Source organism: Nocardiopsis sp. CA-288880, assembly GCF_050955985.1.
Lineage (GTDB): Bacteria > Actinomycetota > Actinomycetes > Streptosporangiales > Streptosporangiaceae > Nocardiopsis > Nocardiopsis tropica.
In genome coordinates this window covers 7,454,000-7,474,067 of record NZ_CP192105.1, presented here as the reverse complement: position 1 = coordinate 7,474,067, position 20,068 = coordinate 7,454,000, and the positions used below count along the sequence as shown (strand labels likewise).

Sequence of the window (20,068 nt, the reverse complement as noted above, 5' to 3'; positions counted from 1 at the left end):
GTGTCCGGCACGTCCCTGACGCCGTGGGGCTCAGGTCCGGGTCGCCGCGAGGGACCGACGCTAGCACAGCCCTGGCCGGCGCACAGGGGGGTCCGCGCACCGGAACCGGCCGAGCGGGCACCGGGGGAGGGCGCTCCTGCGGCCGGGGTGACGCGGTCCGGTGAGTCGTCCCCGGTGGAGGCCGGTCCGGGGCGGCGACGTTGCGGCGGCCGGCGAAACGTCCGGCGCCTAGATTCTCCCGATGTGAACACCGAACAGCAGACGGGACCGGGGCGGGCCGCCGCGTCGCCGACCCCCGTACACCGGACCATCCGGCCGCGCATCCTCTACTTCGGCACGCCGGTGGTCCTGGTCTCCACCGCCAACGACGACGGCACGCCCAACCTCGCGCCGATCTCCTCGGTCTGGGCCCTGGGACACCTGCTGGTGCTGGGGCTCGGCGCCACGGGACAGACCGCGCGCAACCTGGCGGAGCGCCCCGGGTTCGCGGCCTGCTTCCCGGCGGCCGAGGACTGGTCGCGCGTCGAGCGCCTGGCCCCGCTGACCGGGCGCGACCCCGTGCCCCCGGGCAAGCCGCCCGGCTGCCGCTTCGAGGCGGACAAGTTCGCCGCCGCCGGCCTGACCCCGCAGGAGTCCGAGCTGGTCGCCCCGCCCCGCGTGGCGGAGTGCCCGCTCCAGCTGGAGGCCCGGGCGGTGCGGGCCGACGCCGACGCCTCGGGGGACCTCGTGGTGGTCCAGGCCGACGTGCTGCGCGTGCACGCGGACACCCGCGTGGTGGTGCCGGGCACCGACCACGTCGACCCGTCCCGCTGGAACCCGCTGATCTACAACTTCCGCCACTACTTCGGGCTCGGGCGGCAGCACGGCCACTCGCACCGCTCCGAGACCCCGGCTCCCTGACACGGGGTGTCACGGACGGGGGCGGGGCGCCGGCGCCTCCCCGGTCACCGGCGGCCGCGCCGCCCCCGCCGCTCGGCCCGACCCGCCCCCTCTCCCCCGGGAGGGGGCTCCGGGTCAGGCGAGTCCGCGCCCTCCGGAGCGGCCCGACACCGACATGCGGACCACCGTCGGCAGGCGTTCGAGTTCGAGGGACTCCCTCAGGGAGGCGACGGGCCCGTCCCGGCAGGTGCGCCACACGTCGGCGGGGTCCGCGTCCTCGGTCAGCACCAGGTCCAGCCACAGGCGGGGCTCGCGGGAGGACTCGGTGAAGTGCGCCCGGCCGCGCCGCACCCGGGGGTCCGCGCAGGCCTCGGCGACCACGGCGTCCCCGGCGGCGGACGCGGGGACGCCGGTCCGCCCGGACGCCGTGTCCTCGCCCACCCGCAGCCGTCCGGCACGGTTCGAGCGCCCCTGTACGAGCAGCCACCGCACCGCCGACACCGTCACGACCAGGGCGACGGCGACGACGACGTACGGTGTCCACGGCCAGGCCAGGGCCGTTTCCAGGGGGCCGCCCCCGACCGGCGCGGCGGCGGTGGCGCCGCCGAGGAGGCCCACGCCGGCGGCGAGGCCCGCTGCCCCGCACAGCACCAGGGGCAGCCCCGTGAGCACCAGGCCGAGCCTGTTGCCGCGCGCGGTCCTCCGGGCCCCCTTGTGCGGGAACCCCCGGATCGTGGACGCGGTCGGCCCGGGGGAGGGCCCGTCCGGCTCCGCGACCCCTCCCGGCGGGATCTCCCGCAGGGCGCCGTTCTCCTCCATGGTCACGCCTCCTCCCTGAGCCGGACGACGACCCGCGGGGCACGGAGCGGCCGGAGGTCCTCCACCCTCCGGCGCACCACCGCCTCCACCCGCTCGCCGAGCCAGCCCGCCTCGCGTATGTGCGTCCGGACCTCGATCCGTACGGTGCGGCTCCCGCCCCGGACCCGGACCGAGCCGACGCCGTCGACCCCGCGGGCCTCGACGGCGAGGATGTCGCGCAGGCCCCTGCGGGTCAGGCCCGCCACCGTGTCCCGGTCGTCGGTCCGCAGGGCCAGATGGCCGCCGGTCCCCGGCAGGAGCGCGGTCAGCACCAGCGTCAGGCCGACGGCGGCGGCCACGGCCGAGAGCACCATGGCCTCGGGCGCCTCCCAGGGCGTGGACGACACGCGGGAGAGGCTTCCGTCGATCCCCGTGAGCGGCGACGGCGCCCCGCCCGCCCCCGCGGTGGTCACCGCGACCGCCAGCCCGCCGACGACGGCCACCGAGACCGCCGCGACGGCGGCGGGCAGCGACCTCTGCGGCCGGAAGACCCGCACGGCGGTGCGCCGCGCGGTCCGGACCCCGGCGGGGGAGGGGCCCGCGGGTGTCCTCTGCGTCTGTGACGCCTCCTGGAGGGAAGTCATGTCCGCGTCCTTCGTGTCAGGGGTCAGCGCACCCGCGGGGCGGGCACGAGTTCGACGATCTCGATGTCGGCGCTGTGGACGGTGAGGCCGGTGAGCGCCTCCACCGTCGCGGTGACGTGCGCCCGGACCTCCTCCGCCGTCCGTGCGAGGGGTGACGGGTAGGCGACGGCGATCTCCAGGCGCAGCGCGACGCGGGATCCCCCGCGCCGTACCCCGGCCCGTGCCGGTCCGCGCCCCGCCAGCCCCCCGAGCCGTTCGGCGAGGGGGCGGACGCGGGGGTGCTCGGCCGCGGCCGAGAGCGCCACGCGCTCCACCACCCGGTCGGCGACGGTCGTGGAACCCCGCTCCTCCGGCGGGGTCGCGGAGGGCCCCGCGGGCGCTCCCCCGCGGAGGGGGGAGCGCGCCGCGTGCGCCCGCCGGCCCGGCGCCCCGGCGGGGATCACCGGCGGTCACCCCGTTCGCGCCGGGTGAACAGCTCGGCGAGGTCCACCTCGCCCGCGTACGCCCGTCCGGCCAGGAACCCGGCCGTCCCGAGTACGAGGACGAGGAGGAAGGCCCCGAAGCCGCCGAAGGCGGCGGCGAGACCGAGGACCGCTCCGAAGGCGAGTCCGACGATCGGCCACATGGGTCCCGCTCCTCCTCTCGTCCCTGCGGCCGGTCCCCGCTCCGGGGACCGGCCGGTTCTCATCGGACCCTCGGCTCGGCGGAGGGCTGGTCCTCGCCCTCGTCGGGGAGGTGGATGTCGTCGACGGCCACGTTGACCTCGGTGACCTCCAGGCCCGTCATGCGCTCCACGGCGGTGATGACGTTGCGCCGCACCGCGCCCGCGAGGTCGGGGATGGAGACCCCGTACTCGACGACCAGGTTGATGTCGACGGCCGCCTGGCGCTCGCCCACCTCGACGGCCACGCCGCGCGCGGCGGTGTTCGTGGAGGTCGAACCGGGGATGCGCTCACGGACGGCGTCGAAGGCGCGGGCGGCCCCGCCGCCCATCTGGTGCACGCCCCGGACCTCGCGGGCGGCCATGCCGGAGATCTTGGCGACCACGTGGTCGGCGATCGACGTGCGTCCGTTGCCGGAACCCGCCCCCCGGTCGCGGTCGGTGCGGGCGGGGGCCGAGGCGTCCCTCAGCGGGGCGGGGGCGAGACCGCCGCCGGCCACCGCCCCGTCACCGCGGTTCCCGTCGTCCTGAGCGCTCTTCGCGGTCATGGGCCGTTCTCCTTCGTCGGTGGGATGCGTCTTGCGTTGTCGCGTCGTCACAGGGGAGGACACGGGGAACGGACCCGGGCTCACGCCCTCTCTTGTGTGACCTGCATCACTATCAGGATAGGAGGGCCGGGGCGGTGCTGTGCGTGTTCGAACGAAAACCTAGGGTAGTTTCGCTGTGCGCGTGTACTGGGAGGGGTGGCCTTACCACCGATGCACAGGGAAACCGCACTGCCGGAGAGCGTGCTCGTGGAGCGCGCCCAGGACGGGGACGACCGGGCCTTCGAGATCCTCGTCCGCAGGCACCAGGACACCGTCTACCGGATCGCCCTCCGCGTGGTGGGCGACCCCGGCGACGCCCGCGACGCCGCCCAGGAGGCCCTGGTCACGGCCTGGCGCAAGCTCCCCGAGCTCACCGACCCCCGGAGCTTTCCCGCCTGGCTCCACCGGATCGTGGGCCGGCGCGCGCTGAACGTCCTGAGGGCCAGGAGGCCGGAGGCGCCCGTCGAGGACGACGACGGGTTCGCCGCCCCCGGCCCCGGGCCGGTGGGGGAGGCGATCGCGGGCGACCTCCGGGAGGCGCTGTTCAACGCGCTCTCGGGGCTCCCGCCCCCGCAGAGGACCTGCTGGGTCCTGCGCGAGATGGAAGGATTGGGTTATGAAGAGATAGCGGCGATCGTCGACACGACCCCGACCGCCGTGCGTGGACGCATTCACCGCGCGCGTACCCATCTCGTGGAGGCGCTTGAGCCATGGCGGTAGACCCGTCCGACGACCACGACCGGCTCCCCTGCGGGAATTCGGTGGACGCCCTCCTGCGACACCTGACGTCCGGGGAGCCCACACCGCACGAGTCCGCCTGCGAGTACTGCCGGGAGCAGGCGGAGGAGCTGCGCCCCCTCGTCTCGGCCGTCCGGCGGACCGGTGACCAGGAGGTCGGCGCGCCCCCCGGCCTGCTGGCGGACGTGATGCGCGCCGTGCGCGCGGAGAGGCGCACCGGCGGCACCGTCGTCCTGTCCGGCCCCGGGCCCGGCGGCACCGAGATCCGGGGGGCCGCCGTGGCCGCCATGCTGCGGGCCTCCGTCGAGTCCGTCCCCGGCGTGGTCGTGGGCCGCTGCCGGGTCGAGCAGACGCCGGAGGGGCTCGTCGTCCTGGCCACGGCGCGGGTGGCCCTCGGCCTGCCGATCGTCGAGGCCGCCGAGGAGGCGCGGCGCGCCATGCGGTCCCTGGTGGAGGACCGGCTGGGGCTGCGCGCGGCCCGCGTGGACATCGACGTCGTCGACCTCGACGACCCCGCGGGGTAGCCGCGCCGGCCAGAGCTCCGGTGCGCCTCCGCGCCGCTCCCCTGTCCTTCCGGCGCGCCTCCGTGCCGCGCGCCCCGTCCTTCCGGCGGGCTCCGTGCCGCGCGCCCCGTCCTTCCGGCGGGCTCCGTGCCGCGTGCCCCGGCCGACCGGCGCGCCGATCCGGCCGATCGGGGGATGCCCGTCCGACCCCCCGCGCACCACCCTTGGCCGGAGGGCACGCCGACGAGAGGACGCACGGGATGGACGCCGCAGCGGTACCGCCGGAACGAGGGGAACGCAGACTCGCCCCCGACCTGGCGCGGGGGTTCATGCTGCTGCTCATCGCCATGGCCTACGCCGGGGTGTACGCGGGGGCGGGCTTCGGCACGGAGGCGGCCGGGGGGACCCCGCTCGACCGGGGCGCCGCCTTCGCGACCACGCTGCTGCTGGACAACCGGGCGTTCCCGATGTTCGCGATCCTGTTCGGCCACGGACTGGCGTGGACGGTCGCCCGCCAGTCCGCGCGGGGCGCCTCCGAGGCGGAGGTCCGCCGCCTGCTGCGCAGGCGCGGGCTCTTCCTCCTGCTGTTCGGCTTCGTGCACGCGCTGCTGGTGTTCCCCGGCGAGATCCTCGCCTCCTACGGCGTCGCCGCCCTGGCCACCGGGTGGCTGCTGCTGCGCCCCACCCGGGCCGTGACGCGCGCGGCGGCGGTGTTCGCCGCGTTCTACGCGGTGACCGTCCCCCTGGCGATGGTCGGGATGAGCCTGGGCGCCGCCGGGGCCGAGGGCGGCGAGGTGTACGCCGTCGCGGGGTACCTCACCGCCGGGGACTGGGCGGCCCGCCTGATCGGGCTCCCTTTCGGACCGGTGTTCATCGCGCTCGCCTACCCGCTGTTCCTGCTGGTGGTGCTCGGCTACCGGGCGGGCCGCGCGGGGCTGCTGGACGTCCCGGAGGCGCACAGGGGGCTGCTGGCGCGTGTCGCGGCGGTCGGCGTGGCCGTGTCCGTCGCGGGAGCCCTGCCCTCCGCCCTCACGGCGGTGGGCGCGCTGGAGCCGGGAGCGGTCGCGCAGGGCCTGATGATGGCGCTCCAGGTGCTGACCGGTGTCTTCGGCGGGGCCGGGTACGCGGCCCTGTTCACGCTGTGGGCGATCCGGCCGGACCGCGGCCGGGGGCCGCTGACCCGCGCCGTCGCGGAGGTGGGGCAGCGTTCGCTGACCTTCTACATCCTCAACTCGGTGCTGGTCGCGGCCGTGCTCCATCCCGACCTCGCGGGGATGGGGCCGAGGGTGGGAGGCTTCGGCGCGCTGGTCGTCGCGGCCCTGGTCTGGCTGGTCGGCCTCGGCCTGGCCGCGTGGCTCGCCCGGTCGGCGCGTCCCGGGCCCCTGGACGCGCTCATGCGCCGCCTCGTGCACGGAGGCCGGCGCCGCGCCGGGCCGCACGCGGGCTGAGCCCGCAGGCCACGCCCACCTCGTACGGCGTCCCCGCACGGCGGGGCCCGTGCCGCTCCGCGGTCGCGGTGGCCCCCCGGCCTTCCCGGGACCCGGGCGCGCCGTCGGCCGGGGCCGCGTCCGACCCGGCCCCGTCGTCCGGGCCGGGCACGAGCGCGAGCATGATCAGGGAGAGCCCGACGGCGCTGATCAGCGTCAGCGCGAGCATCATCTCGGGGGACCGCCAGACCGCGTCGACCCCTCCGGGGCCGGTCCCCGGGGCTCCGAGGCCGACTCCGGCCCCGATCGACGTCAGCCCCCGGACGGGGAAGCCCGCCAGGCCGACGGCGATCTCGGCGGCGGCCAGGACCGTCACGGCCCCGGCGGCGGCCCTGACGGCGAGCAGGGGACCGCGGCGGTGGGGACGGGGCCGGGGTTCCGCCCCCCGGCGCGCCCCCGGGGACGCGTTGCGGGCTCCGGCAGCGGTTCCGGTCGGCTCGATGTCGGTCACGTCGCGCACCTCGTGGATCGTCGCGTGCGAGTGGGGTCGCACCTCGCTTGCACTCCACCCCGTGGAACGGTGGCGACCGTCCGGATCATCGCAGGCGGAGTGCGGTTTCGCTCACACTCGCCAGGTGTTCCCGGAGTGGTGCCGCGCGGATGCGCCGGGCCTGCGCCGTCCGCCCGGACCGGACCCGCGGCGGCCCCTCCGGTGCGGGTCCGCCGCGGGCGGGGACGGCGGCGGCCGGTCGGACCACGGGCGGCGACTCCGCTCCGTGACGAACGTCACTCCGAGTCGTTACCTCGTCGTCACGGAGTGACGAACGGGCGCAACGTCCGCCGGGCACCTTCGGGTTCATGGACGTCTCCGATGGTGACCACGGGAACAACGACCACCGCCACGGCTTCCTCGGCCGCGAGGCACTCGACCTGGGCGCGCTGCTCCTCGCGGCGGGGGCGTCGCACGTCGTGGTGCTCTCCCTCGGACACAGCGACGGCGGTGTCCGCACGCTGATCGGCGTGGGGGTGCTCCTCCTCGCGGTCTCCGCGCTGCACCGCTGGCACCGGCACCGAGCCGCGCACGCGCCCCGGCGCCGCGGTCCGCGCGCGGACGCGGCCGGGACCGGGCCCGCGGCCGGAGCGGACCCGGCCCCGACCGGCGGGGCCGCGCCGGACGGCGGCGCCGGGGCGGGGGCCGCGCCGTACGCCGCGCACGACCCGGCGGACGACCGGCTGTGGGGGGTGAGGGTGACCGTCGCCGACGTGCCCGGCGGCCTGGCGGCGCTCACCGCCCGGTTCGCGGCCCTGGGGGTCGACATCCGGCTGATGCAGGTGCACCCCGCCGGGACCGACGCCGTGGACGAGTTCTTCGTCAGCGCCCCCGCGCACGTGGGGGAGGAGGCGCTGCACACCGCCGTGCGCGAGGCGGGCGGCCGGGACGCGCTCGTGCGGCCCGCCGACGTCCACGAACTCAGCGACACCACCAGCCGCACCCTCGCCCTGGTCAGCGCGCTGATCGCCGGTTCGGCCACCCTGGAGCGCTCCCTGCTCGCGCTCACGGCGGCCCACGAGGTGGAGCACGCCGGCAGCCCTCCCGCCGGGCTGGGGAGGGAGGACCTCTCGGGCGCCTCCATGACCCTGCCCGCACCGGACGGGGGCGTGCTCACCGTCCGCCGGAACGGGGTGCCGTTCACCGCCGTGGAGTTCGCCCGGTGCCGCGCGCTGGTCCAGGTGGCCTCCTCCCTGCACGCCCGGACGCGCCGGGGCTGAGCCCGCACGGGCCGCGGCGGGGGACGCGGGGGACCGTGCCGCGGCCCGGGAGGCGGGGCCGCGGCCGGTGTCCCCGGGGCCGGGACGGCTTCCGGAAAAAGGGGCACGCGCGTGACGTGCCACGACGCGCGGGAGCCGTCCACAGGTGCGTGGATTCGGGGAGAGCCGGCGTTTTCGTGGGTACAGGTGACGTATGGCAACTCCCCCCTCACTCCTCACGCTTCCCCCGCCCGCCCGGGCACGGTCCGTCCGCTCGACGGTCGCGGTCCTGGCCGCGGCGTGCGCCCTCCTCCTGGGCGCCGCCGTGCTCGCGCCCCCGGCGTCCGCCTCCGCCGCCCCCGCCTCCGCCGCCTCCGGACCTGAGCTGCGCCAGGGCAGCACGGGACCGGAGGTGACCGCCCTCCAGGAGCGGCTCACCGAGCTGGGCTACTGGATCGACGGCGTGGACGGCCAGTTCGGCTTCCACACGGACCAGGCGGTCGTGGCCCTCCAGAAGGCCGCCGGCCTCGACCGCGACGGCGTGGTCGGCCCCGCCACCCGCGCAGCGCTCGACGAGGGCGTGCTCCCCTCCGCCACGACCACCTCCGGCGACCTGCTGGAGATCGACCTGGAGAGGCAGCTGCTCCTGGTCGTCTCCGACGGCGAGGTCGAGCGCGTCGTCAACACCTCGACCGGCTCCGGTCAGCCCTACGAGGGCTCGGACGGCAGCGAGCGGATCGCCACCACCCCCACCGGCACCTACACCGTCTTCCGCGACGTGGACGCCTGGGACCCCGGCCCCTACGGCGCCCTCTACCGACCCAAGTACTTCAACGGCGGCATCGCCGTCCACGGATACCCGAGCGTTCCCGCGCAGCCCGCTTCCAAGGGGTGCGCGCGGGTGAGCCTGGCCGCGATGGACTGGCTCTGGGAGAGCGGGAACATCGACGTGCACACCTCCGTCCTCGTCCGCTGACCCCTCCCGGCACCGGGGCGCTCCGCCCCGGTGCCGGCACTCGCGGCGCCCGGCAGGGGCGATTCGGCCGACGCGCCCTGTGCGCGGTCCGGGCGGCGGTCCGGCGTGAACGCCGCCCGGGCGGGAAGATGACGGGCAGCCGGGCGGAGACGCCGTCCGGCGGAGAGGAACTGCCCGGTGCCCTTCCTGATCGCCACGGAGCCGGGAGACCCCGGCCGGCCGAACGAGGACTTCGCCGCCGCCACCGCGACCAGCGCCGTGCTGTTGGACGGGGCCACCGCCCCGGACGGCCTGGACGACGGCTGCTCCCACGGCGTCGCCTGGTACACGCGGCGGCTCGGCGCGCTCCTGCTGGCCGGAGCGGACGCGGGGGCGCCCCTCCGCGACTCCCTGGCCGAGGCCATCGCCACGGCCTCGGCGCTGCACGCGGACACCTGCGACCTCGACAACCGGCAGACGCCGTCGGCGACGGTGGTGGCGGTGCGGGTGGGCGGCGGGCGGCTGGAGTACCTGGTGCTGTCCGACTCCGTCCTGCTGGTGGAGGACGGAGCGGGCGGAGCGGTCGTGGTCGCCGACACCCGGCTCGACGACCTGAGGGCCGATCCGGACCGCCGGGGCGCGGTCCGGGACCTGCGCAACGTGCCCGGCGGCTTCTGGACGGCGGGTGCGGACACGCGCGCCGCCGAGGAGGCGATCACCGGAACCCTGCCCGCACGCCCCTTCGCGGCGATGACCGACGGGGCGGGCCGGGTGGCCGAGACTTTCGGCGACCTGGATTGGGGACAGATTCTCGTCCTCGTATCGGACAAGGGACCCCGTTCCCTGGTGGACCGGGTCCGCGTACTGGAAAGAGCCGATCCGGAGCGGTCGGAGTTCCCGCGGGGCAAGGTGAGCGACGACGCCACCGTCCTGGCGTGGGCACCGGAGGGCCAGTTTCGGTCCTGCTCAAACTGATGATTCGGTTAACCTGCTTTTCGGGGAAGCAAGATCATTTCCCTGCTTTCCCAGGTCGCGCCGCTCCCACTATTTCCCATCATTGCGGACGTTTCCCTCGGGGCGTCAGATGACATTTGCTGTGTTGCGCACAAAAATTCCCCAGTGGGGCGCGACGGGGCGTCCACGTCACAGGCCAGGGAGACCCATGCCTCTCCGGAACCCGGGCACCAGGCGCTTTCGCGTGTCGTGTTCATCCGGTAGATTTCCTGGTAACCGAACCGTCGGAGTTCCCTCCACAACATCCCGAGACCGGCCTTCGGTGTTCTCTCAGCCCCCTTGTTCGCGTTTGCGCCACTCGGGCGTACCACGCACGGAAGAACTACATGACGTCGATTTCGACCGGTGAAAAGGAGACGATGTGAGTCCCACAAACATCCTTGAGCCCACCGGTCCCAACATCGCCCTCGGCCGCACCACATGGCTGGACAGCGTCCTGTCCACCCCCAGCGCAACCGTCGAGCGCCGCCTCCCCGTGCGGGCGCTGGTCGGCTACGAACAGCGCCCCAACCCCCTGGACGCCGAGAACCCCGCCGAGTTCCTGCTGACCATGCGCCGCTACCTCGTCTGGGCGGGCGACTGGTCCTACCTCGAACTCGAGTACCTGTGCGGGGGAGCGGTCAAGAGCTCCACCTTCCAGCAGGCCCTCGAAGGCACCGAGCTGCCCAGATACGTGTTCCTCATGGCCTTCGTCACCGCCTGCGCGGGTACCGACGACGGTGAGCGCCGGCGCTGGGTCACCGCCTGGCAGCGGCTCCGCTCCGCCGGGTACTGATCCCCCGGGGCCCGTCCCCCTCCGGAGACGGCCGCCCCGTCTGCTGTGCGCGCCTGTCCGAAACACCCACACCGCTCGCGGCGGGCCCGCAGGTCCGGCGAGTTCCCCCCTGTCGGCGCACCGCCCCGGACGCCGACGGCGCCCACCGCGCGGTGGGCCTCCGACACGCCTGGACCGCCCTCCCACCGGGTTCCGGCAAGCCCCTCGCCGGACTCGGAGTGCCCCGGCGCCCCGGCCGCCGCACCGTCGTCCCCGTGCCCGAAACCGCGGTCCGGGGCCGGTGTGCGGCCCGCAGGGAGGCCGGCGGCCGGTCCGAAGAGCGCTCCCCGGACACAGGCGTGACCTCGTGCACCGCGCGGCCGGGGCCCGGTCCCGCCGAGGACCTCGGAGGAGTTCTCCGAACAGGGCCACAGCGGCACCCGGCACAGGGATACTGGTCCCCCGAGCGCGCGGTCCCTTCACCCTCGCGCCACCACCCGTTCGGCCGTCCCCCGTTTCGAGCTGGTTGGCTGCGGCGCGGGCGTGTCCGCGCCCCCTTCCCCCTCACCCCCAGGAACGACCCATGAGCAAGACCATGGCGGCCACAGCGGCTCTCACCGTCGCCCTCACCGGGACGGCCGCCCCCGTACACGCCGACGAACGGCTCTCCGCCGGAACGGACCCCGGGGGCATCGCACTGTCCGCGGTCGGCACCTACCGCACGGACTCCTTCGACGCGGCGGCCGCGGAGATCGTCGCCCACGACCCGCGCTCCCAGCGGCTGTTCGTGGTCAACGCCGCGGCCGCCGCGGTCGAGGTCCTCGACATCTCGGACCCGTCCGCGCCCGCCAAGCTCCTCGACCTGAGAGTTCCCGGTGTGGCGGCCGCGGACGGGTCGGTGGTCGGGGAGGGGGCGGTCGCCAACTCCGTGGCGGTCCACGACGGCGTCGTGGCCGTGGCCGTCGAGGCCGCGGACCGCACCGACGACGGCTGGGTGGTCTTCTTCGACACCGGGGGCAGGGCGCTGAACGCGGTCCGGGTCGGCGCCCTGCCGGACATGGCGACCTTCACCCCCGACGGCCGACACCTCCTGGTCGCCAACGAGGGCGAGCCCGACGACGCCCACACCGTCGACCCGGAGGGCTCCGTCAGCGTGGTCGGGGTGGACCGCCGGCCGGCCGCCCTCACCCAGGACGACGTGCGCACGGCCGACTTCCGCGCGTGGGACGGGGACAGGGAGCTCCACCCCGACGTGCGGGTGTTCGGGCCGGACCTGTCCACCGGCGAGCCGGGATCCCCCGGCCGGGTGGCGCGCAACCTCGAACCCGAGTTCATCGTCGCGGACACCGCCTACAGCGCGCACGTGGTCCTCCAGGAGGCCAACGCGTTCGCCGTCCTGGACCTGCGTACCGCGGAGTTCACCGACATCGTGCCCTTCGGGGTCGAGGACCACCTGGAGCCCGGCAACGGGCTGGACGCGTCCGACCGCGACGGGGCGGTCCGGATCGAGAACTGGCCGGTGTACGGCATGTACCAGCCCGACGGCTTCGACAGCTACCGGTGGCAGGGCCGGACCCTGCTGGTCACCGCCAACGAGGGGGACTCCCGGGACCGGGACGGCTACTCGGAGGAGGCCAGGCTGGCCGACCTGGTCGAGGAGACCCCGCTGTGCGAGGACTCCCCGCGCCTGCGCGACTTCGTCGACGGCAACGGCCTGGGCGTCACTTCGCCGGAGGGGCTCGCCGACGACGCCGCCCTCGGGCGGCTGACGGTCACCGCGGCCGACGGCCTGCGCGAGGATGGCTCCTGCTACGAGGACGTGTACGCGTTCGGCGGCCGGTCCTTCTCGATCTGGACGGCGGACGGGGAGCAGCTCTTCGACTCCGGTACCGACTTCGAGCGGATCACCGCGGAGGCCGAACCGGACTTCTTCAACTCCAACCACGTGGAGAACAGCTTCGAGAGCCGCAGCGACGACAAGGGCCCCGAGCCGGAGGGCGTCGTGCTGGGCGAGGTGTCCGGCCGCACGTACGCGTTCATCGGCCTGGAGCGCGTCGGCGGGGTCATGGTGTACGACGTCACCGACCCGAACGCCGCCTTCCACGTGCAGTACCTCAACAACCGGGACTTCTCCGCCGATCCCGGGACCGGGGAGGCCGGAGACCTCGGAGCCGAGGGCCTGGCGTTCATCGCGGGCGACGACTCGCCCGTTTCGGGGGTGCCCCTCCTGGCCGTGGCCAACGAGGTGTCCGGGTCGACCACGCTCTACCGGGTGGACCCGGCCTGACGCCGGGACCGGACCCGGCGTCAGGCCGGGTCCGGTCCCCAACGGCCTGCCAGGGGCGGCTACTCGGTGAACTCCAGGCAGAACGGGTGCCCGGCCGGGTCCGCGTAGACGCGGAACGGGACGCCGGGGGCGTCGTGCGTACGCGCCAGCGGTGTGGCTCCGAGGGCGACCACCCGGTCCTCCGCCACGTCGATGTCGTCCACCCGGATGTCGAAGTGCATCTGCTGGGGCCGCTCCGGGTCCGGCCACGCGGGCGGCCGGTGGTCCGGGGCGAGCTGGAAGGCGAGGTGCGGTGCGTCACCGTCGCCGATCTCCACCCAGGAGCCGTCGGCGTCCTCGTAGGCGACGGGCAGCCCCAGGAGCTCGGAGTAGAACCCGGCGAGCGCGGCCGGGTCCGGGCAGTCGATGGCGATGGTGCGCAGTCGTCCGATCATGGCCGCAGGATGCCACAGGCCCGCCGGGGCGGCCAGGGTTTTGCGCGCGGTCGGGCCGCGGGCCGCAGCGGCCCGGCCTCCCCGTCCCCCGGCGGGGGCCGCCCTGGGAAGGCCGGACGGCCCCGGCCCCCGCCGCCGGTCGGCGGGCCGCCCGGGACGGTCCCCTTCCCGTACAGTGGTCAATGCGGAGAGTGAGACATAGGTCACTCAATGACATGGCATTCTCCGCGTCAGACCTCCGTTCCGGCTCCGTCAGGTGGATGAGGCGCCGCCGCGGAGTACCGGCCGTGTCCGGTGCCGGACCACGACACGGAGAAGGAACAGGAAGGCCACCATGGCTCGCAAGGACCGCGACCCCATTCCCGACGACCTGACGCCCGAGGAGCGCAAGGCCGTCGAACGCCAGGGCGACCAGCTCGCCTGGGAGCGGAGCCAGGGCAGCATCCCCGGTTTCGGCGAGCACGGCTGCGGCTCGTCCGGCGACGACTAGCCCCTTCCGGGACGCGCGGGACGGACGCCGGGAGGGGTTCTCCGTCCCGCGGCGCGGCCCGGCCGCGAAAGGCCGGCCCGAGGGGTGGCGGGATGCCGCGGCGCTCCTCGTACGACGCCGCCGGGGAGCCGGCGGGACGGGCCGGTGCTGGTCCGCCGCACACGGCGGCCTCCGGAGCGGGGGCGGCCGCGCCCCGAGTGTGACTAGGTGCACCCAGTGCTTCGTTGCACTTAGTGCACGCTGATGTCTAGCGTGAAACCGTGAACGACCAGCACCGACAGCCCTCACGCGACCGGCGTGCGGCCCTCAAGTCGCGCCACCGTCGCGCCATCGTCGAGGCCGCCGCCGCGCTGATGACCGAGAGCGGCGGGACCGGATTCACCGTCGACCAGCTCGCGGAACGGGCCGACGTCTCCCGCCGGACCGTGTTCAACCACTTCAGGTCCCTGGACGACATCGTCCTCGAGGTGTTCGGCCAGATGCTGGAGGCGATCATCGACAGCATCGAGGCCAACCTCACCGCGGCGGACGCCGACCGCCCGGGGAGCATGTTCGACGAGTTCGCCGCGGCGATACGCAGCACCGACCTGCTCACCCCGATCACCCGGCTCAAGCAGTTCCTCAAACAGGAGGGGCACGAACCGGCCCCGAGCCGTGCGGCGCTGTTCGAGCGGGCGATGAACGACGTGAGCGCCCGCCTGGCGGCGATCATGACGCGCCGTCACCCGCGTGTCGACCCGCTCGTGGTCGACCTCATGTGCGCCGCGCTCATCAGCGGCGGCGCGGTCACGGTCCAGCGCTGGGAGCAGACCACCGGGGGAGTCGTCACCGCGTCCTCCCGCCGGGTCTGGTCCGAGCTGCTGGACCGCATGATCGCCGTGAACCGGGACGGGTACGGCTCGGTCGGCCCCGCCTCCTCCTGAGCGCACGACGCGCTCCCACCACCCATCTCCGTTTGGCAGACAACAACCATGGCTGAATTTCTCTACAGACTCGGGCGCGCGTGCGCACGCCGCGCCAAGACCGCCATAGCGATCTGGCTGGCACTGCTCGTGGCGGCCGGTACCGCCTTCTTCCTCTTCTCCGGGGAGCTGGAGGACAGCTTCTCCATCCCGGGGACGCCCACAGACGAGGTGGAGCAGCTCCTGTCGCAGGAGTTCTCCGGTATGGGCGGCGGCGCGGGCACCGTCGTCTACCAGACCGAGGACGGCTCGGCCTTCACGGAGGAACAGCAGGACGCGATCGCCGACCGCGCGGAGGAGGCCGCAGAGGTCTCCGGCGTCGAGGCGACGGTGGACCCGTTCGCCACCGAGGACCAGCGCGCCGACCAGCAGCAGGAGCTGGAGGACGGCCGCGAGGAGCTCGAGTCCGGTCTCCAGGACCTCGAAGCCGGCCAGGCGGAGCTCGACGCGGGCCGCGCCCAGGCCGAGGCCGCCGGGATGCTCGACCAGGCCGAGGCCGGGCTCGACGCCGAACAGGCCGTGATCGACCAGAACCTCGAGGAGATCGAGACGGGCCTGGAGGAGCTCGAACGGGGCGAGGCCATGCTGGAGATGGCCTCCGGGATCCGCACGGTCTCCGAGGACGGCGGCACCGCCCTGGTCAACATCGCCTTCACCGACAGCCAGACGGAGATCTCCCAGGAGACCCGCGACGCCGTCATGGCGGTCTTCGAGAGCGACCCGGTGCCCGGCACCACCGTCGACTTCGGCAACGACATGGCCATGGCGATGCCCAGCCTGGTCAGCACCGCCGAGGTGATCGGCGTGATCGTGGCCGGCGTGGTGCTGGTGGTCATGCTGGGAACCCTGGTGGGCGCCGGCCTGCCGATCCTGACGGCGCTGATCGGCGTCGGTGTCGCCACCCTGATCGCTATGTCGCTGTCCGGGGTGCTGGAGATGGCGTCGGTGACGCCGATCCTCGGCCTGATGCTGGGTCTGGCCGTCGGCATCGACTACGCGCTGTTCATCGTCAACCGCCACCGCCGCCAGCTCAAGCAGGGCGCCGATGTCGGTGAGTCCATCGGCCTGGCCAACGGGACCGCGGGCAACGCCGTGGTCTTCGCGGGAACGACCGTGCTCGTCGCGCTGCTGGGGCTGAACCTGACCGGGATCGGTTTCCTCGGCCTCATGGGCAGTGTGGGCGCGATCTCCATCGCCGTCGCCGTGTTCATCGCGATCACGCTCGTCCCGGCGCTGCTGTCGCTGATCGGCATGCGCATCCTGTCGCGCCGCGAGCGCGGACGCCTCGCGGAGAACGCCGCCGCGTCCGCCGGGGGCGGGAACACGGGCGGGTCCGAGAGCGTCCGGCCGATGTCGACCGGCCGGGCCGTGCTCCAGGCCGCCGTCGCCGTGATCGCCCTGGGCCTCATCGCCCTGCCCGCCCTGGGCCTGCGACTGGGCATGCCCGACGGCTCCGCGGAGCCCACCGACTCCACCCAGTACCGGGCCTACACCGCTGTGGAGGAGAACTTCGGGGCGGGACAGAACGGCACGCTCCTGGTCGTCGCCGAACTCACCGGCGGACCGAACGACGAGGCCGCCGAGCAGAACGCCCTGGACGAGCAGGCGCAGGTCGCGGAGGAGCTCTACTCCCACGACGACGTCGCGGCGGTGGCGCCCATCGGTATCTCCGACGACCACACCCTGGCCATCTTCCAGGTCGTGCCCGAGGACGGCCCGTCCAGCGAGACCACCGAGGAACTCGTGCACACCCTCCGCGACATGGAGCCGATCGACGGCGCCGGGCCGCTGGGCGTCGCGGGCATGGCCAGCGGAAACATCGACATCTCGGAGACCCTGAGCGAGTCGCTGCCGACCTACCTCACCGTGGTCGTGGGCCTGTCCCTGGTGATCCTGCTGCTGGTGTTCCGGTCGGTCTTCGTGCCGGTCGTGGCCACGCTCGGGTTCGTGCTGTCCTTCTTCGCCTCGCTGGGCGGAGTGGTGGCCGTCTACCAGTGGGGATGGCTGGGAGGCCTCTTCGGGATCGAGAACACCGGGCCGGTGCTGAACTTCCTGCCCACGCTGCTGGCCGGCATCCTGTTCGGCCTGGCGATGGACTACATGCTCTTCATCGGTACGGGCATGCGCGAGGCATACGTGCACGGCGACCCCGCCCGGGTGGCCGTGGTGCGCGGGTTCCACGCCGGCCGCGCCGTGGTCACCGCCGCGGCGATCATCATGATCTCGGTGTTCGGCGGGTTCGTCTTCTCCCACAGCGTCATGATCAGCTCGATCGGGTTCGCGCTCGCCTTCGGCGTGCTCATCGACGCCTTCGTCGTGCGCATGGCGCTGATCCCCGCGCTCATGCACCTGGCGGGGAACGGCGCGTGGTGGCTGCCCAAGTGGCTCGACCGGATCCTGCCCGACATCGACGTGGAGGGCGCCGCCCTGGAGAAGCGCCACCCGCACGAGCGGGGGGCCGAGGACGGCGACGCCGCCGAGGACGCGGGCTCCACCCCGGAGAAGGAAGCCGACGAGGTGTCCTCCCGACGGGGCTGAGGCACCTGTCCCACCAGGGCCCGGAGGCGGTCACCGCCTCCGGGCCCTCGTCGCGTCCGGTCCGGGAAACCGGCCTGCGGCCGGGCGCGATGTCGCCGGGCGCGTTGCCGGAGACGTGCACCGTCCGCGCCCTAAGCTGGCATGACTGTGCGTTCGACGAGAACACCGGGGGTAGCGATGGGGTTCACGGACACCGGGATCGACCACTTCGTGGACAAGGCGGTCGCGGCCGAGGAGAGGGGAGACCTGGAGAGTGCCCGGTTCTTCGCCTCCCTGGCGAACGCCAAGGCCCTGTCCGACATCTCCAGGGCCCTGCGCGGCCTGAACCTGGAGCCGGTCGGACGGTTCACCGACGGCCAGGTCGACGACTAGGGGCGCCCGCCGGACGCGCCCCGGTGGCGCGGTCCCGGAGGGCTCCGAGGCCGACGGAAGACGGTCCCGGCCATGTGCGCTGCATGTGCAACGTGCCCCCGACGGGGCTCTTCGGGGCAGGCGCACAAAAGAGAGCGCCCGGCCTGTGGTTAGCAGGTCGGGCACGAGTTGTGGGGACACAAAGAAGCTGCCGACCCGTTGGTGGCGGGTCGGCAGCTTCTCCACTGTCTCAAGGTGGTGCACTCGGGAGGACTCGAACCCCCAACCTTCTGTTCTCCCGGTGGGGGCTCCTGGCTTGCTGACGAGACCTCGAATCTCTCCCTGACCTGCACGAATGTTCCCGTCGCTTCCCAGCGCTTCTGAGCGCTCCCCGAAGCCATGTGCACTGAATGTGCACTGACCCCGGGGCCCGGGGTCTGGGGTCAGTCTTCCTTGGGGCGCTGCTTCGCCACGAGGGTTCTCAGCTGGTCGACGGTCAGCCAGGGTTTGGCCACGTGGACCATGCAGTGGCAGTTGGCGCACAGCAGGGCGAGATCCGCAAGGCGTGTCGTGCTCTCCCCTGCGTGGTGGAGAGGGACGATGTGGTGCACCTCGATGTAGCCGTCTCCGCGGTCGCCGTAGATCTCGGCGAAGTCGAAGCTGCACGCCTCGCAGGCGATGGGCTTGCCCTGAGCGCGGATCTGCTTGATTTTCTCTGTCCGAAGCGTGCGGCTGCGTTCGCGGGCGTAGTGCTTGCGGATGAGAAGACGGCCCTCGGAGGCACTGATCTCCTCCTCTGTTTCCTCCTCGAAGGGGGGAAGCTCGGCAAGCTCCCCGGAGAGAGCGCCTTCGCGGATGCTCCTGGCCGCGGCGTGCATCCGCTCGGGGTCTTCCGCGAAAGCCTGGTAGATCTTGCGGTCCAGGGTGCTGCCGTTGGTCTTCTTGTTCGTGTTGACCTTGTACCAGTTGCGGATGTTGGCCATCTTCAGACGGACACTGGAGGGGCTACGGAAGTTGGCGGGGCGCTTCTCTTGCGGGTGCAGGGGGAGGAGTTGCAGGATCCTGGACAGCTCGACCACTTCGGGCCTGGCGGTGTCCAGCGGCGTCCAGTCGTGTTGGGCCAACAGGTCGCAGGCCAGGATCAGCTCGTCCCAGGCCCAGGGGATGCTGGGATTAGAGCGGACCTCGAAGCCGAGTGCGTTGAGTTTTTTCCCTACGGTGGCCGCGCCACCGGAGAACTCCGCGGCGGGGAGTGCCTGTCCGGAGACGTATTTGTGGGCGACGCCGCAGATGGCTTTGGAGTCGTACGTCCTGCCGTTGTGGACGAGGTCGTAGGAGACAGCGCGCTTGAAGCCGTAGGTACTGAGGAAGTGGTCCTGGCCGAGGGCGTCGTACTCCGCGATCGCCTGGAGGACCGCGTCCCGGGTGATGTCCGTCAGGGGCATGGCGTCAGCCTAGAGGCGGTAGAGGACACCTGAAGATGTGCACCTGGGCCGCATGCGCTACCGCGTGCCATGGTCTTTCGAACGTGTCTACGTAGGCCGCCCCGGGATCTGAGCACGTCCTCAGCTTGGGAAGCCGAGAAGGCTCCGAACGACTGACCTTGTACTACGTCTACCTGCACGTTTGCCGTCCGGCTTACCGTGATTCCCCGGTGTTGACCGCCCGGTGTGGCACGTGTGTGTGGCACGGCAACGACTACGAGTAGAAGCCGTCCCAGTAGTCACCGAGGCTCACCGTGAAGTCTTCGGGGCGGGTAGCGCGCAGGTGCTCGAAGCGCTCGCTCAGAGCCTCGATGGTGGCCCGTAGGGGCATGGGGCCGAACTGCTCCCTGATCGCGTGCGCCGCCTGGATCGTGTGTCCGTGGAAGAGAAGCTCGTCGATGCGGTCCCACTCTTCGGGCACGGTCACTCCTTGGTGTTCGGTCGGCACGAGGGCTCTCCTCGGGCGGGGGCCGGTGCGCTCAACCTGTACACCACCACAGCGGCCATCTGGGGCGGGTCACCACGGTTATGGTCCCGCGCGGGTTCTGGCGCGATCGGGCGGCACTTCCGCACGTCCTGTGTCGCGCCAGGTCCCGTGCGGGTTCGGGGGGGCCAGGGGGCGCGAGCCCCTTGGTACCACCAGTCCCTGACCGAGTCCGCTGATCGCGTGCGGTCGTTGTAGAGGCCAGGAGGATACGGCTGCCGACCGAGCGAGGGACCGGGCGGCAGCCCGCAGCCCTCGCCGGCGGCGAGCCGCCGCGACGGCGCTCGCGCCGTCGCCTTGATTCCATACAGCCCAACTCGGCAACGGGT

The 20,068-nt window shown here is 73.5% G+C and carries 21 protein-coding genes and 1 pseudogene; 13 read left to right on the top strand and 9 right to left on the bottom strand.

Annotated features, from left to right (window positions below):
* Nucleotides 1–243: 243 nt before the first annotated feature.
* Nucleotides 244–897: pseudogene (locus ACQPYD_RS32370) on the top strand (flavin reductase family protein); the annotation flags it as partial.
* Nucleotides 898–1,014: 117 nt separating this feature from the next.
* Here the strand turns inward: ACQPYD_RS32370 and ACQPYD_RS32365 are convergent.
* The 5 genes from ACQPYD_RS32365 to ACQPYD_RS32345 are packed head-to-tail and all read right to left on the bottom strand — an operon-like array spanning nt 1,015 to nt 3,530.
* Nucleotides 1,015–1,698, bottom strand: a complete 684-nt coding sequence (locus ACQPYD_RS32365) for a hypothetical protein (RefSeq protein WP_433702198.1) — start codon at nt 1,696–1,698, stop codon at nt 1,015–1,017.
* Between the two features lie 2 nt (nt 1,699–1,700).
* Nucleotides 1,701–2,321: a DUF6286 domain-containing protein gene (locus ACQPYD_RS32360; RefSeq protein WP_433699147.1), complete on the bottom strand. Its 621-nt coding sequence runs from the start codon at nt 2,319–2,321 to the stop codon at nt 1,701–1,703.
* 23 nt (nt 2,322–2,344) lie between these two features.
* Nucleotides 2,345–2,764 carry an Asp23/Gls24 family envelope stress response protein gene (locus ACQPYD_RS32355; RefSeq protein WP_433699146.1) on the bottom strand — a complete coding sequence of 140 codons (420 nt, stop codon included), beginning with the start codon at nt 2,762–2,764 and terminating at the stop codon, nt 2,345–2,347.
* Nucleotides 2,761–2,946 carry a hypothetical protein gene (locus ACQPYD_RS32350; RefSeq protein WP_330159983.1) on the bottom strand — a complete coding sequence of 62 codons (186 nt, stop codon included), beginning with the start codon at nt 2,944–2,946 and terminating at the stop codon, nt 2,761–2,763. Before ACQPYD_RS32350 ends, ACQPYD_RS32355 begins: the two co-directional genes overlap by 4 nt.
* A gap of 59 nt (nt 2,947–3,005) precedes the next feature.
* Entirely contained in the window at nt 3,006–3,530 is a 525-nt protein-coding gene (locus ACQPYD_RS32345) for an Asp23/Gls24 family envelope stress response protein (RefSeq protein WP_433699145.1), read from the bottom strand.
* 210 nt (nt 3,531–3,740) lie between these two features.
* Here ACQPYD_RS32345 and ACQPYD_RS32340 point away from each other — a divergent pair, with 210 nt between their 5' ends.
* The 3 genes from ACQPYD_RS32340 to ACQPYD_RS32330 all read left to right on the top strand — a co-directional run bounded on the left by ACQPYD_RS32340 (nt 3,741) and on the right by ACQPYD_RS32330 (nt 6,258).
* Nucleotides 3,741–4,289, top strand: coding sequence for an RNA polymerase sigma factor (locus tag ACQPYD_RS32340; RefSeq protein ID WP_433699144.1), 549 nt, complete (start codon nt 3,741–3,743; stop codon nt 4,287–4,289).
* Entirely contained in the window at nt 4,280–4,831 is a 552-nt protein-coding gene (locus ACQPYD_RS32335) for a hypothetical protein (protein ID WP_330159980.1), read from the top strand. The genes ACQPYD_RS32340 and ACQPYD_RS32335 overlap by 10 nt, the downstream gene beginning before the upstream one ends.
* Before the next feature lie 239 nt (nt 4,832–5,070).
* A complete protein-coding gene (locus ACQPYD_RS32330; RefSeq protein ID WP_433699143.1) occupies nt 5,071–6,258 on the top strand; it encodes a DUF418 domain-containing protein in 1,188 nt (395 codons plus the stop codon).
* On the opposite strand, the gene ACQPYD_RS32325 is transcribed toward ACQPYD_RS32330, so the two are convergent.
* Nucleotides 6,203–6,790, bottom strand: coding sequence for a hypothetical protein (locus ACQPYD_RS32325; protein ID WP_433699142.1), 588 nt, complete (start codon nt 6,788–6,790; stop codon nt 6,203–6,205). The genes ACQPYD_RS32330 and ACQPYD_RS32325 overlap by 56 nt on opposite strands.
* Before the next feature lie 305 nt (nt 6,791–7,095).
* On the opposite strand from ACQPYD_RS32325, the gene ACQPYD_RS32320 reads away from it, so the two are divergent.
* The 5 genes from ACQPYD_RS32320 to ACQPYD_RS32300 all read left to right on the top strand — a co-directional run bounded on the left by ACQPYD_RS32320 (nt 7,096) and on the right by ACQPYD_RS32300 (nt 12,996).
* Nucleotides 7,096–8,007, top strand: coding sequence for an ACT domain-containing protein (locus tag ACQPYD_RS32320; protein ID WP_433699141.1), 912 nt, complete (start codon nt 7,096–7,098; stop codon nt 8,005–8,007).
* Nucleotides 8,008–8,200: 193 nt separating this feature from the next.
* Nucleotides 8,201–8,962: a L,D-transpeptidase family protein gene (locus tag ACQPYD_RS32315; protein WP_433699140.1), complete on the top strand. Its 762-nt coding sequence runs from the start codon at nt 8,201–8,203 to the stop codon at nt 8,960–8,962.
* Nucleotides 8,963–9,139: 177 nt separating this feature from the next.
* Entirely contained in the window at nt 9,140–9,916 is a 777-nt protein-coding gene (locus ACQPYD_RS32310) for a hypothetical protein (protein WP_433699139.1), read from the top strand.
* Between the two features lie 400 nt (nt 9,917–10,316).
* Nucleotides 10,317–10,730: a hypothetical protein gene (locus ACQPYD_RS32305; protein ID WP_402916115.1), complete on the top strand. Its 414-nt coding sequence runs from the start codon at nt 10,317–10,319 to the stop codon at nt 10,728–10,730.
* Between the two features lie 562 nt (nt 10,731–11,292).
* Nucleotides 11,293–12,996: a choice-of-anchor I family protein gene (locus tag ACQPYD_RS32300; protein WP_433699138.1), complete on the top strand. Its 1,704-nt coding sequence runs from the start codon at nt 11,293–11,295 to the stop codon at nt 12,994–12,996.
* A gap of 59 nt (nt 12,997–13,055) precedes the next feature.
* Here ACQPYD_RS32300 and ACQPYD_RS32295 read toward each other — a convergent pair whose 3' ends face one another.
* On the bottom strand, nt 13,056–13,430 hold the full coding sequence (locus ACQPYD_RS32295; RefSeq protein WP_433699137.1) for a VOC family protein: 375 nt from the start codon (nt 13,428–13,430) through the stop codon (nt 13,056–13,058).
* A 334-nt stretch (nt 13,431–13,764) separates the two neighbouring features.
* Here ACQPYD_RS32295 and ACQPYD_RS32290 point away from each other — a divergent pair, with 334 nt between their 5' ends.
* The 4 genes from ACQPYD_RS32290 to ACQPYD_RS32275 all read left to right on the top strand — a co-directional run bounded on the left by ACQPYD_RS32290 (nt 13,765) and on the right by ACQPYD_RS32275 (nt 17,792).
* Nucleotides 13,765–13,920: a hypothetical protein gene (locus tag ACQPYD_RS32290; protein ID WP_267947258.1), complete on the top strand. Its 156-nt coding sequence runs from the start codon at nt 13,765–13,767 to the stop codon at nt 13,918–13,920.
* Nucleotides 13,921–14,180: 260 nt separating this feature from the next.
* The gene (locus ACQPYD_RS32285) at nt 14,181–14,843 is read left to right on the top strand and encodes a TetR/AcrR family transcriptional regulator (RefSeq protein WP_433699136.1); all 663 of its coding nucleotides are present in this window, start codon (nt 14,181–14,183) and stop codon (nt 14,841–14,843) included.
* A gap of 48 nt (nt 14,844–14,891) precedes the next feature.
* Nucleotides 14,892–17,420, top strand: a complete 2,529-nt coding sequence (locus ACQPYD_RS32280) for an MMPL family transporter (protein WP_433699135.1) — start codon at nt 14,892–14,894, stop codon at nt 17,418–17,420.
* A gap of 177 nt (nt 17,421–17,597) precedes the next feature.
* Nucleotides 17,598–17,792: a hypothetical protein gene (locus ACQPYD_RS32275; protein WP_433699134.1), complete on the top strand. Its 195-nt coding sequence runs from the start codon at nt 17,598–17,600 to the stop codon at nt 17,790–17,792.
* A 422-nt stretch (nt 17,793–18,214) separates the two neighbouring features.
* Here the strand turns inward: ACQPYD_RS32275 and ACQPYD_RS32270 are convergent, their stop codons facing one another.
* Both ACQPYD_RS32270 and ACQPYD_RS32265 read right to left on the bottom strand, forming a co-directional pair.
* Nucleotides 18,215–19,216: an HNH endonuclease gene (locus tag ACQPYD_RS32270; RefSeq protein WP_433699133.1), complete on the bottom strand. Its 1,002-nt coding sequence runs from the start codon at nt 19,214–19,216 to the stop codon at nt 18,215–18,217.
* A gap of 253 nt (nt 19,217–19,469) precedes the next feature.
* Entirely contained in the window at nt 19,470–19,676 is a 207-nt protein-coding gene (locus ACQPYD_RS32265; protein WP_433699132.1) for a hypothetical protein, read from the bottom strand.
* Nucleotides 19,677–20,068 lie beyond the last annotated feature (392 nt).